Source organism: Streptococcus atopicus (assembly GCF_049166725.1).
GTDB lineage: Bacteria > Bacillota > Bacilli > Lactobacillales > Streptococcaceae > Streptococcus > Streptococcus hominis.
This window is the reverse complement of sequence record NZ_JBMHFC010000011.1, coordinates 24,358-39,891: the sequence shown is the minus strand read 5'-3', so window position 1 is coordinate 39,891 and position 15,534 is coordinate 24,358. Positions and strand designations below refer to the sequence as shown.

General features: G+C 39.9%; 11 protein-coding genes. 8 read left to right on the top strand and 3 right to left on the bottom strand.

The window, feature by feature from the left end; genetic code table 11:
• Positions 1-87 precede the first annotated feature (87 nt).
• From ACOMA9_RS07865 to ACOMA9_RS07845, 5 genes are all read left to right on the top strand, one after another.
• Positions 88-774, top strand: coding sequence for a response regulator transcription factor (locus ACOMA9_RS07865; RefSeq protein WP_247905413.1), 687 nt, complete (start codon positions 88-90; stop codon positions 772-774).
• Between the two features lies 1 nt (position 775).
• A complete protein-coding gene (locus ACOMA9_RS07860) occupies positions 776-1,807 on the top strand; it encodes a sensor histidine kinase (RefSeq protein ID WP_037613544.1) in 1,032 nt (343 codons plus the stop codon).
• 299 nt (positions 1,808-2,106) lie between these two features.
• Positions 2,107-4,752 carry a DNA polymerase I gene (gene polA / locus ACOMA9_RS07855; RefSeq protein WP_421425135.1) on the top strand — a complete coding sequence of 882 codons (2,646 nt, stop codon included), beginning with the start codon at positions 2,107-2,109 and terminating at the stop codon, positions 4,750-4,752.
• Between the two features lie 132 nt (positions 4,753-4,884).
• Positions 4,885-5,322 carry a CoA-binding protein gene (locus tag ACOMA9_RS07850; protein WP_195322853.1) on the top strand — a complete coding sequence of 146 codons (438 nt, stop codon included), beginning with the start codon at positions 4,885-4,887 and terminating at the stop codon, positions 5,320-5,322.
• A 17-nt stretch (positions 5,323-5,339) separates the two neighbouring features.
• On the top strand, positions 5,340-5,816 hold the full coding sequence (locus tag ACOMA9_RS07845; protein ID WP_037591376.1) for a kinase: 477 nt from the start codon (positions 5,340-5,342) through the stop codon (positions 5,814-5,816).
• A 257-nt stretch (positions 5,817-6,073) separates the two neighbouring features.
• Here the strand turns inward: ACOMA9_RS07845 and ACOMA9_RS07840 are convergent, their stop codons facing one another.
• Positions 6,074-6,919 (bottom strand): DUF975 family protein, encoded by an 846-nt coding sequence (locus ACOMA9_RS07840; RefSeq protein ID WP_037613543.1) that lies wholly within the window; start codon positions 6,917-6,919, stop codon positions 6,074-6,076.
• Between the two features lie 429 nt (positions 6,920-7,348).
• Between ACOMA9_RS07840 and ACOMA9_RS07835 the strand changes: the two genes are divergently transcribed.
• The 3 genes from ACOMA9_RS07835 to ACOMA9_RS07825 all read left to right on the top strand — a co-directional run bounded on the left by ACOMA9_RS07835 (position 7,349) and on the right by ACOMA9_RS07825 (position 13,827).
• The gene (locus ACOMA9_RS07835) at positions 7,349-11,305 is read left to right on the top strand and encodes a Cna B-type domain-containing protein (RefSeq protein ID WP_421425133.1); all 3,957 of its coding nucleotides are present in this window, start codon (positions 7,349-7,351) and stop codon (positions 11,303-11,305) included.
• 11 nt (positions 11,306-11,316) lie between these two features.
• The gene (locus ACOMA9_RS07830) at positions 11,317-12,789 is read left to right on the top strand and encodes a SpaH/EbpB family LPXTG-anchored major pilin (protein ID WP_421425131.1); all 1,473 of its coding nucleotides are present in this window, start codon (positions 11,317-11,319) and stop codon (positions 12,787-12,789) included.
• Between the two features lie 102 nt (positions 12,790-12,891).
• Positions 12,892-13,827: a Cna B-type domain-containing protein gene (locus tag ACOMA9_RS07825; protein WP_106083882.1), complete on the top strand. Its 936-nt coding sequence runs from the start codon at positions 12,892-12,894 to the stop codon at positions 13,825-13,827.
• A 4-nt stretch (positions 13,828-13,831) separates the two neighbouring features.
• Here ACOMA9_RS07825 and ACOMA9_RS07820 read toward each other — a convergent pair whose 3' ends face one another.
• Complete coding sequence (locus tag ACOMA9_RS07820) at positions 13,832-14,677, bottom strand: class C sortase (protein ID WP_421425127.1); 846 nt, start codon at positions 14,675-14,677, stop codon at positions 13,832-13,834.
• A complete protein-coding gene (locus ACOMA9_RS07815; protein ID WP_421425125.1) occupies positions 14,674-15,528 on the bottom strand; it encodes a class C sortase in 855 nt (284 codons plus the stop codon). The genes ACOMA9_RS07820 and ACOMA9_RS07815 overlap by 4 nt, the downstream gene beginning before the upstream one ends.
• Positions 15,529-15,534 lie beyond the last annotated feature (6 nt).

The following is a 15,534-nucleotide window of genomic DNA, read 5'->3' as shown; positions in this document are numbered from 1 at the left end:
TGTGAGCAATAACGCTTGAATCAAGTATAGAAATAGTGTTATACTTTTTCGTGGTATAACACTATTTTTCACAGTAGAGGTAAGAAAATGACGAAGAGAATTTTGTTAGTAGATGATGAAGTAGAGATTACCGAGATTAACAAGCGTTATTTAACACAGGCAGGTTATGAAGTCAATGTGGCGCATGATGGACAAGAAGCTTTAGAGTTGTTTCAGAAATATTCAATTGATTTGATAATTACAGATATTATGATGCCTAATATGGATGGCTATGATCTGATTGGGGAAGTACAATATCTTGCTCCAGACCAGCCTTTCCTTTTTATCACGGCTAAAACATCTGAGCCAGATAAGATTTATTCTCTCAGTATGGGGGCGGATGATTTTATTACCAAACCTTTCAGTCCGCGGGAGTTGGTGTTGCGGGTGCATAATATCTTGCGGCGCATTCACCGCAGTGTGGGAGCAGATGAAAAACTCCAACTAGGGGATTTAGAGATAAATCATGCAACGCGCGAAGTGACAGTGCACGGACAATCGTTGATGATGACCCTTAAATCGTTTGAACTACTATGGATTCTTGCTAGTAATCCTCAGCGGGTCTTTTCAAAGACAGAATTATACGAAAAAGTTTGGCGAGAAGATTTTGTGGATGACACCAATACGCTAAACGTACACATTCATGCTCTGCGGCAAGATTTAGCAAAATACAGTACAGAAAAAACACCCACGATTAAGACCGTCTGGGGCTTAGGGTATAAGATAGAGGTTTAAAATGAAATTAAAACACTTTATTATTGTGGGATACCTCATTTCCACAACGATCACGGTTGTTGCAATCATCTGGTCTGTCAACACCATGCTGATTTCAAAAAGTGATATTTATTTTATTATTGGTATTAGCATTCTGGCTAGTATTACAGGGGCATTGGTTAGCCTTTTGCTGTTGAGCCGTGTCTTTCTTTCTTTGGATAAATTAAAACAACTCATAAAAGGAATCTCTGACAAGAAATTTGAAACGGTGAACGACATTAAAAATCCTACTGAATTTAAAGAGCTAGCAGATGCTTTTAATGAAATGTCTACTGATTTGCAAAACACATTTGCCTCTTTAGAAGAAAGTGAAAAAGAAAAAGGCTTGATGATTGCTCAGCTTTCACATGATATTAAAACGCCTTTGACATCTATTCAAGCAACTGTTGAAGGAATGCTAGACGGTGTGATTGCGGCAGATGAGCAGCAGTATTATCTCAAAACCATCAGTCGGCAGACCGATCGGTTGAATAAGCTGGTCGAGGAGCTAAGTTTTATCACTCTGAATACGATGAATCAGCCAGATGTACCGCTTGAAAAAGAAGAGATTTTCCTTGATAAGCTCTTGATTGATATTATGTCGGAGTTCCAATTGGTGATTGATAAAGAAGACCGAGATATTCAGATTTCAGTGCAGCCAGAATCAGCAAAAATTATCAGCAACTATGATAAACTCTCGCGGATTATTCTCAATCTTGTCAGCAATGCTTTTAAGTATTCAGAAGCAGGCACTAAGCTTACTATTGATGCGGCGGTTGACAATAAGCGCTTGACTTTAACGGTGGCAGATGAAGGTCAGGGCATTAAGTCAGAGGATTTGGAGAAAATATTTAAACGACTTTATCGGGTAGAATCTTCTCGCAATATGAAAACTGGCGGGCACGGTCTAGGACTCTATATCGCGCGTGAATTGGCACATCAACTGGGTGGAGATATTTTCGTTCAGAGCGAATATGGGCAAGGTAGCAGCTTTTCGCTTGTATTAGATTTATAAAATGAAAGTGAGATAGACTAGAAAAATGAACATTTCGGGTTATCTCATTCTTTATTTTTATTAGTTAGTTTGTAGTCTTTGAAAAATCCGATATTTCCTACTGTATGGCGCATGCTCCGAAGGCCGTCCAAGAAGCAGCTACGTATGTGTAGTGGATTACTTTGCAGATGCAGTGAAACATTTGGAGAAGTTGTTGTATCAAAATAGTATAAAGGCTTAAGAAAATTTTCTTAGGCTTTTTGTGTGCTGCCATTATCCTTAATCAAAAAATTTTTTTGGTTTCATGTTATAATAAACCTATGGAAAACAAGAATAAATTACTGTTGATTGACGGTTCGTCCGTCGCTTTCCGTGCTTTTTTTGCACTGTATAATCAAATTGACCGATTCAAGAGTCCGTCTGGGCTTCACACCAATGCCATTTACGGCTTCCATCTTATGCTGAATCACTTGATAGAACGTGTACAGCCAACTCATATCTTGGTGGCTTTTGATGCGGGAAAGACTACCTTTCGGACAGAGATGTATGCTGATTACAAGGGTGGTCGGGCTAAAACGCCAGAGGAATTTCGTGAGCAGCTGCCTTTTATTCGCGAAATGCTAGATAAGCTGGGTATTTGCTATTATGATTTGGATCAGTATGAGGCAGATGACATTATCGGTACTTTGGATAAAATGGCTGAAAACACGGCTGTTTCCTACGATGTGACAATCGTGAGTGGAGACAAGGATTTGATCCAGCTGGCCGATGATAATACTATTGTGGAAATTTCTAAAAAAGGTGTGGCTGAGTTCGAGAAATTCACACCAGCCTACCTCATGGAAAAAATGGGAATTACACCCACACAATTTATTGACCTTAAGGCTCTTATGGGCGATTCCTCAGACAATATCCCTGGAGTGACTAAAATCGGTGAGAAAACGGGACTCAAGCTTCTTTTGGAATATGGCTCTCTGGAAGGTATTTATAACAACATTGACCAAATGAAGCAGTCTAAGATGAAGGAAAATCTCATCAATGACAAGGACATTGCTTTCTTATCTAGAACACTTGCAACCATTGATACCCAAGCCCCAATCGAAATTGGTTTGGAAGATATTCTCTATCAAGGTCCGAATATCAAACAATTAAGCAGATTTTACGATGAAATGGGCTTTAAGCAATTTAAGCAAGCGCTAGAAACAGAAGCAGAGCCAGAAGAGGAGGCTGACATTGCTTTTGAGGAAGTGACGGAAGTCCGTCCAGAAATGCTCAGTAAAGATGATTTTTTCTATTTTGAAATGTTGGGGGACAATTACCACATAGACGAGATGGTGGGCTTTGCGTGGGGAAATGCACAGCAGATTTATGCCAGTCAGGACATCAACCTTTTGCAGCAACCAGCTTTCAAAGAATTTTTGGGAAACACAGCCCTCAAGGTTTATGATTTTAAACGCTCCAAGGTCTTGCTCAGTCGCTTAGGCATTGAGCTTTCGCGACCTGCATTTGATAGCCGTTTAGCTAAGTACCTTCTTTCAACCGTTGATAACAATGAAATCGTAACAATTGCCGGTCTTTATGGCAAGACCAAACTCGCCGAAGATGAGGCGGTTTATGGGAAAGGCGCTAAGCGGGCACTGCCTGAAAAAGCTATTTTATTGAGCCATTTAGCCAGAAAAGTCACAGTTCTCGTTGAAACGGAAAAGCCTATGACAGACTTGCTATGTCGGCATGACCAACTCAATCTACTGTACGAAATGGAGCAACCTTTAGCCTTTGTGCTGGCTAAAATGGAGATTGCTGGTATCAAAGTAGAACGCGAAACATTGCAAACTATGCAGGCTGAAAATGAGAGAATTCTGACTCGGCTAACTCAGGAAATCTATGAGCTTGCTGGTGAGGAGTTTAACATTAATTCGCCTAAACAGTTGGGGGGTATTCTCTTTGAAAAACTAGGTTTGCCAACGTCTTTTACTAAGAAAACCAAAACGGGCTACTCTACGGCAGTAGATGTATTGGAACGTTTGGCACCAATCGCACCAATTGTGGAGAAGATTTTGGACTATCGGCAAATTGCTAAGATTCAGTCGACTTATGTCATGGGATTGCAGGACTGGATTCTAGCGGACGGAAAGATTCATACTCGCTATCTTCAAGATTTGACTCAGACAGGACGCCTATCAAGTGTTGACCCTAATCTGCAAAATATCCCAATCCGCCTAGAGCAAGGGCGCTTGATTCGGAAGGCTTTTGTGCCAGAGTGGGAGAACAGTGTCTTACTTAGCTCCGATTATTCGCAAATTGAGTTGCGGGTTTTGGCGCATATTTCAGGTGATGAGCATTTGATTGAGGCTTTCAGACACGGGGCAGATATTCACACTTCAACAGCCATGCGGGTTTTTGGTATTGAAAAGCCAGAAGATGTGACACCAAATGACCGCCGCAATGCCAAAGCTGTTAACTTTGGTGTTGTTTACGGAATTTCTGACTTTGGACTTGCCAACAATCTGGGCATTAGTCGTAAGGAAGCGAAGGCCTATATTGATACTTATTTTGAGCGCTATCCGGGTATCAAGGCCTATATGGAAAATGTGGTGCGAGAGGCGCGAGACAAGGGCTATGTAGAAACCCTTTTTCATCGTCGTCGGGAGATTCCAGACATCAATTCTCGTAACTTCAATGTCCGAGGATTTGCGGAACGGACGGCTATCAATTCACCGATTCAAGGCTCAGCCGCAGACATTCTTAAAATTGCAATGATTCGGCTGGATCAAGCTCTGATAGATGGGAATTTTAAAACCAGAATGTTGCTGCAAGTTCATGATGAAATTGTGCTGGAAGTACCTGAAAACGAACTGGAGACTGTTAAAACTCTGGTGAAGAATATCATGGAATCTGCCATTGAACTTTCTGTTCCCTTGAAAGCGGACGAAAGTGCTGGCAAGACCTGGTATGAAGCCAAGTAAAAGCAAGGTGCTAAGTTCATAAGGACAGCGAGAAGTTCTTGCGTCGTTTGGCTTCTTAGTGTTTATAGCTGTGTTTCTGATTCAAAAGGATCAGCATGACTCACAATACATAAAAATTACGGAGAAAATTTTATGACCTATCATTTCAAAAATCCCAGCGACGGGATTGTCAAGCATTATTTAGAAAATAGCAAGGTGATTGCGGTTGTTGGTTTGTCAGATCGAGAAGAGGCAACCAGCCACCGTGTATCCAAAGAGATGCAAGAACGGGGCTATCGGATTGTTCCAGTCAATCCCCGAGCAGCCGGTGGTCAGATTTTAGGTGAGACCGTCTATGCTAACCTCAAAGATATTCCGTTTTCAGTGGATATTGTTGATGTCTACCGTCGCAGTGAGTTTTTGCCAGATGTGGCGCGTGATTTTCTGCAAGTGAATGCTAAGATTTTCTGGGCACAATTGGGCTTGGAAAATGAAGAAGCCGAGCAAATCCTTCGTGCAGTTGGGCACGATGATATTGTCATGAACCGCTGTATCAAGCAGGAGCATACCCGTCTGATTTTAGAAGGGTAAATGCCAGCGTTGGTGATATCAGAGGTAATTCTGGTTCAGGAAAAACGAGTCTGGCAAAGAAATTGCAAGAGTATTATGGACGAAGGACACTTGTCATTTATCAAAATGTCGTTCGCCGTGACATACTAAAAGAAAAAGTCGGGCCGGACAATTTGTCAATCTCTTTGACGGCAACCATTGCCCGTTATGGCTATGAGCGAGATTTGTTGGTTATCGTTGAAGGATTTTATGAAACAGACATTTACGGGCAGATGCTAGAAGAACTGCGTGACCTCTTTTATCCAAAAGTTCTGTCTTACTATTATGATTTGACTTTTGAAGAAGCGGTTCGCCACCATCAAACAAGGAGCAAGAAAGCAGATTTCAGTCCAGCTGATATGAAACGTTGGTGGAAAGAATGTGATTTCTTGGGTTGGGAGGAAGCGATATTTACAGATCAAGTTTCGCTGGAAGATGCTTTTCAAAAAATTTCCAAAAATATCAATTTGTTATAAAAAATTAAGGTTGATTTAAGCTAACTTGGTTATACTATATTTATCAAATGAAGACCTCCTAACTTTGTTTGATAGAAATCCTAAACTTTTTCATAATAATCTCCCTAATAAAGTCACCCAATTGGTGGCTTTTTTGTGTAGAGTTTATGGTATTTCCTGAGGGCAACTTATGTAAAGTGAATTGAAAGCAACTTAAAAGACCTGAACAACTGTCCAAGTCTTTGTAAGGTTAATTTTATTTTTCAGAGTTAGAAAAATTAAGAAAAAATCGGAGTTTGTTCTTTTTCCTTTCTGACAGCTTCATAGAAAAGAGTCTGAGCTGTATAAATGTAGGGATAAACATAAATAGAAGCAATTCCAAAAGTAAGGGCACTTAGCAAGTACCAGCCAATAAAAGTTAAATCAAGTACAAATCGCTTGCCTTTATATCCTTTCATCATCTGGCGGCTTGTACGAATAATTTTAAAGGCGCTCTCATAGCTCTGGTTTTCTAATGTATCACAAAGAATAAATTCTACTTGCGAATAAGCGTAATATTGAGGAAGTGCAATAATAATACCGATTACCATCAAAATAAAACCGATGAGAATATAAAGTAACAATGTCCCAACAGTTGTTTGAAGTGCAGTATTTTGTGAGAGAGCTTGAGAATTGGGGAGGAGTTTTATGACACTAAAACTAGCCAGAATCATCATGCCGCTTCCAATCCAGACGAAAATATTCCACAGAAATAGTAATACACGTTTGAGCAAAAGTGTCATGAAAACAGGACCAATTACTTTACTATCAAAAGTCCGAACTGAATCTGTAAAATGCACCTCTTGCCGTTTTCCACGAATGACTTCCAGTAAGGTCCAAAAAGCAGCCGTCAAAAAGAAAGATACGATAAAACTAATCGCGATTGGGAAAAGAGAACGATTGATTCCGTGGATAATCGTCTTTTGAATGCCATATTGTAAGATATTATTGGGAAAGGTATCTGAAGAATAATTGTAAACAACGGAAATAATCGCCGTTAGAATTGGTACTAAAAAGAGTGCATAGATACCTTTGGTTTGACGTTGGATACGACGAGCCTCTGCCCGCAATTCACTTAAATTCATATTTGCCTCCTAATTTGAAACATATTATACCATATTTTGGAGTCAAGTTAATCATAGCTGGCAGAAAACCTTTTGAAATTAAACATTTTTGACTTGTCTTAATTAAATAAATGTGCTACAATCTGACTAGAGTTATATTTATCAAGATTTCACACTTGTATAAGTATGTAACACAACCAATGATTGAAAGTGCCCAGTGCTAAGAAAGCGTTAACTTGTTTCAGCTAACAAACACCATGAGGGACTCTCGTTTGTTGGGATTTTCTTTTGGGCTTCGTTAAATCAAGGTCCTGAAGGGAATAGCATGACTTCCATACAGAAATAAATTTCATAAAAAGCTGTTTTATGAAATGTTTTAATATATATATATATATATATATATATTAAATTTTGTCCGGAATATAAAATAAATTTGGAAAAGGAGAGGCAATGAAGAAAAAAGGCAGTCTATTTTTAGTTCTGATTCTGCTTATGAACACAATTTTACAAGGAGTGAGTGGTGCTTCTCTTGCCTTCGCACAAGAACAGACTAGCCCGTCTTCTGCTCTAGTAAGTAATCCTGCTGAAACTGCCAAAAAAGAAGACTCGGAAAGTTCTAGTAGTGAAACTCAGAAAAGCCCTGTCAACGAGAGTCAGGAAACCCCTAGTAGTTCTAGTCAAGAAAGTAGCAGCTCAACGAGTCAAACAACTCCAGCTGCGACTACATCAGAAGATGATGACGATGCATTACCACCAGGCCCTCCTCCTACGCCAACAGTAGCATCAGGTGCTCCTAAAATAACAGTAGAGCCCAACTCTCAGTCAGCCTATCGAACAGGTGAGGCAATTACCTCTTATGTTAACATTGACGGCTCTACAATAGGTTCTTCAACACCGTTAGAGGGAGCTTACCTAGATATTGAGATTCCAACGGCGCTGTATCCGGGCGGAAAAGTGTTAGAAACTAACGCTTATATAGAGGATATTGCCATAGGAGAACCTAAGAGTGGGAATATAGCTAATCCAGGTCTAGTGAAAAAGACAGAGCTGATTAAGGAAAACAACAAAACTATTTTTCGTGTCTATTTCAACGCGATCTCCTCAACCGCTCAAATCAGTATGCCCTATGTTTTTAGATTTACTAAGGGTTTGGTTCCACGAGACTATAAGCTGCAACCTAAAGTTACGCTAAAGGACAAAAATGGCAACACCCTAGATACGGCAACGGATAAAGAGTATACTCCAACCTATCCAGATATGAACCTAAGGAAGGTGGTTGGTGTTAGCGATCGAGATGGTCAACTTCTCTATGGTGGGACGGCTAAGACTGGGGATCCAACTAGGATTTCTGAAACAGGCGCAGAACCAGTAGCATTTAATTTTACTTACACTGTACAGCCAAACTCAGGTCAGCAGCGGATGATGCAAAAAGTCGTCATCAAGGACAAGTTGCCGACTTATACGAACAGTAAAGGTCAAACGGTTACTGCTAAATTTGATCAGAGTCTGAATCCGGATTGGACAGATAACGGTGATGGGACAGTCACCTATACAAAGACTTTTTCAGAAAGTGAATTTGATACAGATTTCCGTCATAATATTGATGTCAGCAAGGCTACATTGTACCTGTCTTTCCCAGATGCTCAATACAAAAAGGATAATGGAGACAAACCTGATTTTACAAATAAGGCAGAGATTACAGCAACTCCTTTTAACCCATCACCAAATGAGCGATATACTACCAGTGACAACATCACTTTTAATCTTATTGCGGACAATTTTGATGGAACAGGGATTCTTGCAAAAAGAACAGAACATGAAACAGTAAACTATGATGTGCTGGGACTTTATGCACAGCGACTAGACTATACAGTTAAGGTAGAAAATAAACTGTCAAAACCACTTAAAGAAATTGTGCTGACTGAAGATGCTAGTAAATTCGACAAAAGGCTTTATTTGACTAGTGTCAGTTCTTTCTTTGAAAGAGGTTCAACAGGGGATGTTCCTATCAGTAATGACAAGATAGAAATCCGTGCCTATAAGAGCGATGGTAATTATGATACTTTTAAGCCAGGACAGCAGATTAATGAAGAAGCACAAAATGAGCTAAATGCCGCTGCCGAAAAGATCCAAAATGGAAAAATGACAGAATCGGCAGCGCCGGCTGTCACTCCAAAATACACTAAAATAACTATCCACTTTATTAACGGATATGAATTACCAGTTGGAAAGTACATTGATGGTTTCGTCTATATGGCTTTCAAAGACCCTTATCATGTTCGCTACTCTCCTGAAAAAAACATTGAAAATGTGGTAAGCCTTGATGCTAAAGTAACGAACTTTAAAAATCAAGATGTTTCAATTAATACATCCGCTGAATGGAGTAAGCAATTCGTACTGTTTCAAGAAAAGATTAAACTTTCAAAAACGACTGACCAAGCAGGTAAAACAGGTTTAGTAGGAGAATCTTTGACCTTTGGAATAAGTCTAGGGTTGGAAAATCTTTCCAAAGCGCGCTATCTAAAGAATCCAACGCTTGTTGATCTTCTTCCTAAGGGGGTTAGTATTGCATCAGGTGTAGACACAACAAAAGCAGAAAATATGCTCGAAGCAATCGGGCTAGCAAATCTGGATATGATTGATAAATTTTCAGTCATTGAAAACTATCATGGTACGGGTCGTACAGCCATAAAGATAAGGTTAAAATCAGGTCTAGTAAAAGACTTAAATAATGGTACGGGTTACAACTTTAAATTAAAAAATTTTGTCATTAATGATGAAATCATTAAATCCACGTCGGAGACTCCAACTTTTAACAACGACAATGAGCTTTATTTTTACCAAGACAATGGGCAACCATTCCCAAGTGCCATTCAGTCAGATTTAGGTCAGATTGTGAATGATGATAAAGATATCAACATGAATGGTGAAACGACGGATAAAATTGCAAAAACAACTTCAAAAGTTTTGGGAAATACAGTATCAAGTCGTGAAAGTTTCAAATATATCCGTAGCACAGAACCGCTGGTTGAAGGTGGAGCTTCGTACTATGGCAGGTCTTTCACCAAGGGTGAGATTGAAACAGATTACAGTGGTATAACTAATAATTCGGGTCACTTCCAATATGACCTGCAAATTCAAAATTATATCAATCAACCTTTGAATAAAGTTGAGTTCTATGATGTTCTTCCTCATGTCGGTGACGGTAGAACGAAAGGAACCGAAAGTACGGCTTTCTCCAATACTTTGACTGGTCCGGTCAAGATGGAAATGGCAGGGAACGACGTAACAAGTCGGTTTGATATTTATTACAGGACGGATAAATATCCGACTATGGATGCAGCTACGGAGATGAATAGTCCAAATTGGACAAAGACTCCAAGCGACTACAAAGATGTCACAGCAATCAAGATTGTTTCTAAAACGGGTACTGTTATTCCTCAAGATAGATTGCTTCACGCTCTTCTTGATATGAAGGTTCCGACTTATGACAAGGATAATAATATCGGTGGCAAGATTGCTATCAATACTTTCCATGTAAGGTATAATGGCGGACAAAACTTTGGTGAGTCCAATGCGGTTACCAACAGGGTCAACAAGCGGATTACCATTCCGGTTGAGAAGAAGTGGCGTGACTCTGAAACAACACATTCTAAAATAACGGCACAGCTCTATGCGACTTGGAAGGAAGACGGTGTTGCAAGAGAAAAGCTTAAAGAAGAAAAAGAGCTCTCTGACAGCAATAGCTGGAAAGATACCTTTAGTCCGCTACCAGATGAAGAATCTGCCGCTAAATTATTACAAAAAGAAGCAACAGAGAAGAAAATCACCGACTTTAAGTACGTGGTCAGAGAAAAGGAGATTCCGCCTGAGTATGATGTCGATTATAGCGGTGACGCTCAAAATGGATTTGTCATCACCAACACGAGGTATCCGTCAATTAAGATCCAGAAACTCTGGTATGACAAGGACGGCAATCAGATTGCAAATGACCAGCTACCGAAGAAACTAGAGGTTAAGTTGTACCGGACAACGGACGGACAAACTCAAAATGGAGAGCTTGTTGAGACAATTCAGTTGGAACGAAATGCGACAGCTCCATATCTATGGGAAGCTACAAAACGCTACCCACCTAAGGATAAGACCACCGGTAAGTACTACACTTACTACATCGAAGAGGTTGTTCCAAAGTATTATTTGGAAATCAGTAAGGCGTCTGAAAAGAAAGTTACCTTTACAGATACAAATGTCGGAGAAACAGCAACTTTGACGGTGAAGAACAAGGTAAACCCATCTTATCCAAACACAGGTGGTTCAGGTATCCTACCATATATCTTGATGGGAACTTTAACATTAACATTGGCAGTAATTTTACATTATATGCAAAAAAATAGAAAGGCTTTTTAGGAGGCAACACAATGAAAAACGTAAAACGATATTTCCTCTCGTTTTTAGCAGCTCTTAGTATCGTGCTTTTAGCATTTGGAGCAGATAAAACTTTTGCGACTACGGAAGAAACATATGACATCGTCTTGACTAAGATAAAGATGAATGATTTGACCAAGTGGCCAAAACAAACTGGTGAAGACGGAACAAAATACACTGGTCAAAAGCTAGATAATATCCAAAGTTATTTTGGTGCAGGTTCAGAGACACTACCAGGCGTTTGGTTTGAAGTTCACAAATATGATGAAAGTGCGCCCGACCATGTTGGTGCAATGGCTACGGGGACTAAAGTTGAAGGCTTGACAGATTCTAATGGTCAGATTACTTTCACAGGTCTTAGAGCTGGCAAGTATATGATTGTTGAGAAGAAAGAAAAATCAACCCTTGCTTCAAAGGAACAACTTGCAAAATCTGCTGCGGTTCCAATGGAAATTGAGTTACCAGTCTTTAAGGCTACCGGTGGATGGTACACAACTGGTAATGATGCTGTTCACGTTTATCCCAAAAATACCGTTGACAAACCAAGTATTGACAAAGTAGTTAGCGAAGACGCTAAACACGATACTGCTCTTGTTGGTGAAACAAAGATCTTCAAGGTCACTTCTACAATGCCAGAAGGTATTAAAGACTATAAAGTTTTAACATTCACCGATAAGTTCTCAGCAGGTTTGACTTACACAGGCAACCTTGTTGTTAAAAATGGTGGCACTGTTGTAGATCCTTCTAACTATTCAACTACTGGTACAGATGCAGTTGGTACAAAAGGAGCAACAATTAGCATTGCTTTCAATGAAAATTACATCAAAACATTAAATCCAAAAGATGTTATCACTATTACTTATGACGCAGTCATCAATGAAGAAGCGGTTATGGGTGCAGCCAACCCCAATGATGTTAAGTTGACTTATGGTACTAACCCTAATTCAACGAAAAAGGTTGAACCAACTACTCCTCCAGAACTCCACACTGGTGGTGCTAAGTTTGAAAAAGTTGACAAAGCGACATCAGCTAAACTTGCAGGGGCTAAGTTTGTTGTTACAAATGAAGCTGGTGACAAGTATTTGAAACAAACAGCTGCATCAGGAACAACTCCTGCTAAAAATGAGTGGGTTGCTAATAAAGCAGATGCAACTGTCATCACGTCAGCTTCTGATGGTACTTTTGAAGTTAAGGGGCTTCCTTATGGTAAAAAAGGAGATGACAACGCCACTGGTGAAACTAAGTACAAATTGGTCGAAGTTGAAGCACCAACTGGTTATGCTTTGTTGCAACAACCAGTTGAGTTCACCATCTCATCAACAACTTACACAGGTAGAATTAACCAAGTTAACAACAACAAAGTCACTATCCCACAAACGGGTGGTATCGGTTCAGCTCTCGTGATTGCAGCCGGTGTCTTGGTTGTTGGTTTAGGTTTCATTGCGAAACGTCGTTCAGCTAAGTAATAAAATGAAGAAGTAAGGACAATCCTTACCTCTTCACTAGGGTATTTAAAACAGTTGAATATCCTAGTGAAGAGTGCAAGTACTATGTTTTAGGAGGATACTATGACAAGAAAAAGAATATTGAGCAGTCTGCTATCCATACTTACGGTCATTATTATTTTGGTAACTTTGCGGCCATTTACAACCGTCTCATCTCAGGAAAATCAAGCCTCATCAGATGCAACCTACGATATTGTTTTAACCTTGGTTAAGTTAAAAGATTTGAATGGTTGGCCCAAAGGTGGAGGAAAAGATAGTTATTCTGGGCAGCCTTTAGATATTGAGAATTATTTTGGCAGTGAAGCCTCAACCATTGATGGCGTTGCTTTTGACATCCATAAGGATAAGGCGGATGGAGAGCTTGTTCAAACAAAGATAACTGAAAATGGCGGTCGACTCACCTTTAGTGGTTTGAAGGCAGGTAAGTACTATATTGTTGTCAATAAAGAAAAATCAAAGTTAGCAGGAAATCAGACGTTGGGTGATGCGACACCAGTTCCATTAGAAGTGGAACTGCCTGTGACAAAACCCGATGGCAGCTATTTCACGGTAGGAAATGACGCCGTTCATGTCTATCCCAAGCAGGTTTTAAAACAGAGAGAGGACAAGACAAGCTTTAAAGTTCGGAAAGAATGGAAAGGTAAAAAGTTAAACAGTATCACTGTTCATCTCAAACAAAATGGGCAAGTCATTGATGAAATTGAGCTGAGTGACAGCAATAACTGGGAACATACCTTTATGAACTTGGAAAAAGCAGATGCGACAGGGAAAGACTACACCTACACAGCTGAAGAAGATGTTCCTAATGGCTATACAGCAACTTATCAAAACATGGCAGATAAAACTGGCACGGTGATTACCAATACTCTGGTGCCACCGACTACGCCAAGAACACCGATTATCAAAACGGGAACCTTAGCCATTTATTGGTTTTTAGGATTTGCCGTCGTTTTAATCGGACTAGGATATAAGCTTTATAAAAGCGAGAAAAAACACTGATTCATCAGTGTTTTTTTATGATATTCCATAGTCGCTTGGTGAAAAAGAGAAAAATCGCTGTTCCGACAATCACAATCAAATAAGGGGCAAGCCTTTGTAATTTGAAACCAAGTTTGATATGTTGGTTGCTAACAAAGGAAATCAAGGGATTAGCAGATACGTTTTGCTTTTTTTCGCTATCTGAAACAATCCTTTTTGCATTGACAAGCAGACGTTTGTCATAGCTTGGTTCGTTCACACAGGTCATAAGCGTGACCATATCCTCGTTTTCAATCGGTTTGAGTTTTTCGCTCTCGTATTCATCGATGACCTCGCTATCGGTCACTTCGTATTCTAAATTTTTCCCAAGAATATCGAAATAAATTCTATCTCCCTTTTTGAGGGAGGGGAGGAAGTAGAAAGACATGCCATTGTAATTAATTCTATGTCCTGCAATAATCGGTCGCTGTCCTTTTATACCCAAGGGGGCAGATGTTCCGACAAGGGTCGCTACTCCCTTTAGGAGCTTATCATAGTCGGCGTCAAGATAAAGGTTGAAATGTTGTCCTAAAGCAGGAATGCTCATGCGTCCCGCAACTTGATTGGTATCTAGCAGATCTGAGTAGGGCGTCTTTTGCTTGGCGTCGGTCTCTTTTTTTGTTAGGAAAATATCTTGGATAGCTCCGGTGACAGTGGTTTGTTCTAAGGCTGTTCGTTGTTTTTGGAATGTTTTCTCGCTGGTCTGCTGATAGGTGCGCTGAGCATTGGATTGCCAAATGTCCTCTTTAATCATAGATAAAAAAGGAAAGAGGAAGAGCGCAATTCCAATTAACAGGAGGCTCAGCCCAAGTAATTGTTTTTTCTTTTTCATGAAAGTGATGTTTCTTTTCCTTTCTTTCTTAACATTTTAAAGAGTAGATAGCCTAAGAGTAGGAGGATGAGTCCGGCAGCAAGAAGGATAAACCATTTGTATTGGGCAAAAAAGTCAATCTTTGTTTTTTCCTTCTTTTCAGCTTCGTGGAAAGGAATGCGCTTGCCTTGAACGAGTAGGCGATGAGAATTGATCATATAAGGCGTGCAAGTCAAAAGAGTGGCACGATCTTCGCCCCCTTTAACCAGTATTGGTTTGAAATCAGTGGGCTCAACGGTTAAAATCTTATCCACCTGATAAGCCAAGGTTTCCTTGAGATTAGTGATGTAAAAGACATCTCCAACCCTCACCTTATCCAGGTCAGTGAAAAGTCTGGCTGTGGGCAGTCCCCTGTGGGCGGTGATGACCGTATGGGTGCTAACTCCACCGACAGGGAGGCTAGTTCCTTCTAAGTGGCCTGCTCCATTTTGCAAGACATTCTCAGATGAACCTGCTCGGATGGGAATTTTTTGATTGATAGAAGGAATCGTGACATAGCCAATTTTTTCTTGCAGTTGCAACATGCGAGCATATTCGGCTACACCTTCCTCTTTTTTTCTGCTTGAGAAAGGGTCTCCTATTTTTTCTGGGGACAAGGTGCTGTTATAGGCTTTAGCGAGTTCAATGCGTTTTTCAACATCTTGATCAGCTAATTTACCTTTCTCGTCGTCAAATTGCTTTGTTTCCTGCATAGTCACATATTGGTAATAAATCTGACTGACAAAGGGATAACAGATCATCAAACAACCCAGAATGGTAAGTATTTTATAGGTTAGTTGTAGCCATTTTTTGTTTTTCTTTTTTTTTGTCATGATAGC

Excerpts from the sequence above, each read along its gene's own strand:
- ACOMA9_RS07850 (WP_195322853.1), top strand. The coding sequence starts at position 4,885 with ATGACCTATCATTTCAAAAATCCCAGCGACGGGATTGTCAAGCATTAT.
- ACOMA9_RS07835 (WP_421425133.1), top strand. The coding sequence starts at position 7,349 with ATGAAGAAAAAAGGCAGTCTATTTTTAGTTCTGATTCTGCTTATGAAC.
- polA (WP_421425135.1), top strand. The coding sequence starts at position 2,107 with ATGGAAAACAAGAATAAATTACTGTTGATTGACGGTTCGTCCGTCGCT.
- ACOMA9_RS07860 (WP_037613544.1), top strand. The coding sequence starts at position 776 with ATGAAATTAAAACACTTTATTATTGTGGGATACCTCATTTCCACAACG.
- ACOMA9_RS07815 (WP_421425125.1), bottom strand. The coding sequence starts at position 15,528 with ATGACAAAAAAAAAGAAAAACAAAAAATGGCTACAACTAACCTATAAA.
- ACOMA9_RS07825 (WP_106083882.1), top strand. The coding sequence starts at position 12,892 with ATGACAAGAAAAAGAATATTGAGCAGTCTGCTATCCATACTTACGGTC.
- ACOMA9_RS07820 (WP_421425127.1), bottom strand. The coding sequence starts at position 14,677 with ATGAAAAAGAAAAAACAATTACTTGGGCTGAGCCTCCTGTTAATTGGA.
- ACOMA9_RS07840 (WP_037613543.1), bottom strand. The coding sequence starts at position 6,919 with ATGAATTTAAGTGAATTGCGGGCAGAGGCTCGTCGTATCCAACGTCAA.
- ACOMA9_RS07865 (WP_247905413.1), top strand. The coding sequence starts at position 88 with ATGACGAAGAGAATTTTGTTAGTAGATGATGAAGTAGAGATTACCGAG.
- ACOMA9_RS07830 (WP_421425131.1), top strand. The coding sequence starts at position 11,317 with ATGAAAAACGTAAAACGATATTTCCTCTCGTTTTTAGCAGCTCTTAGT.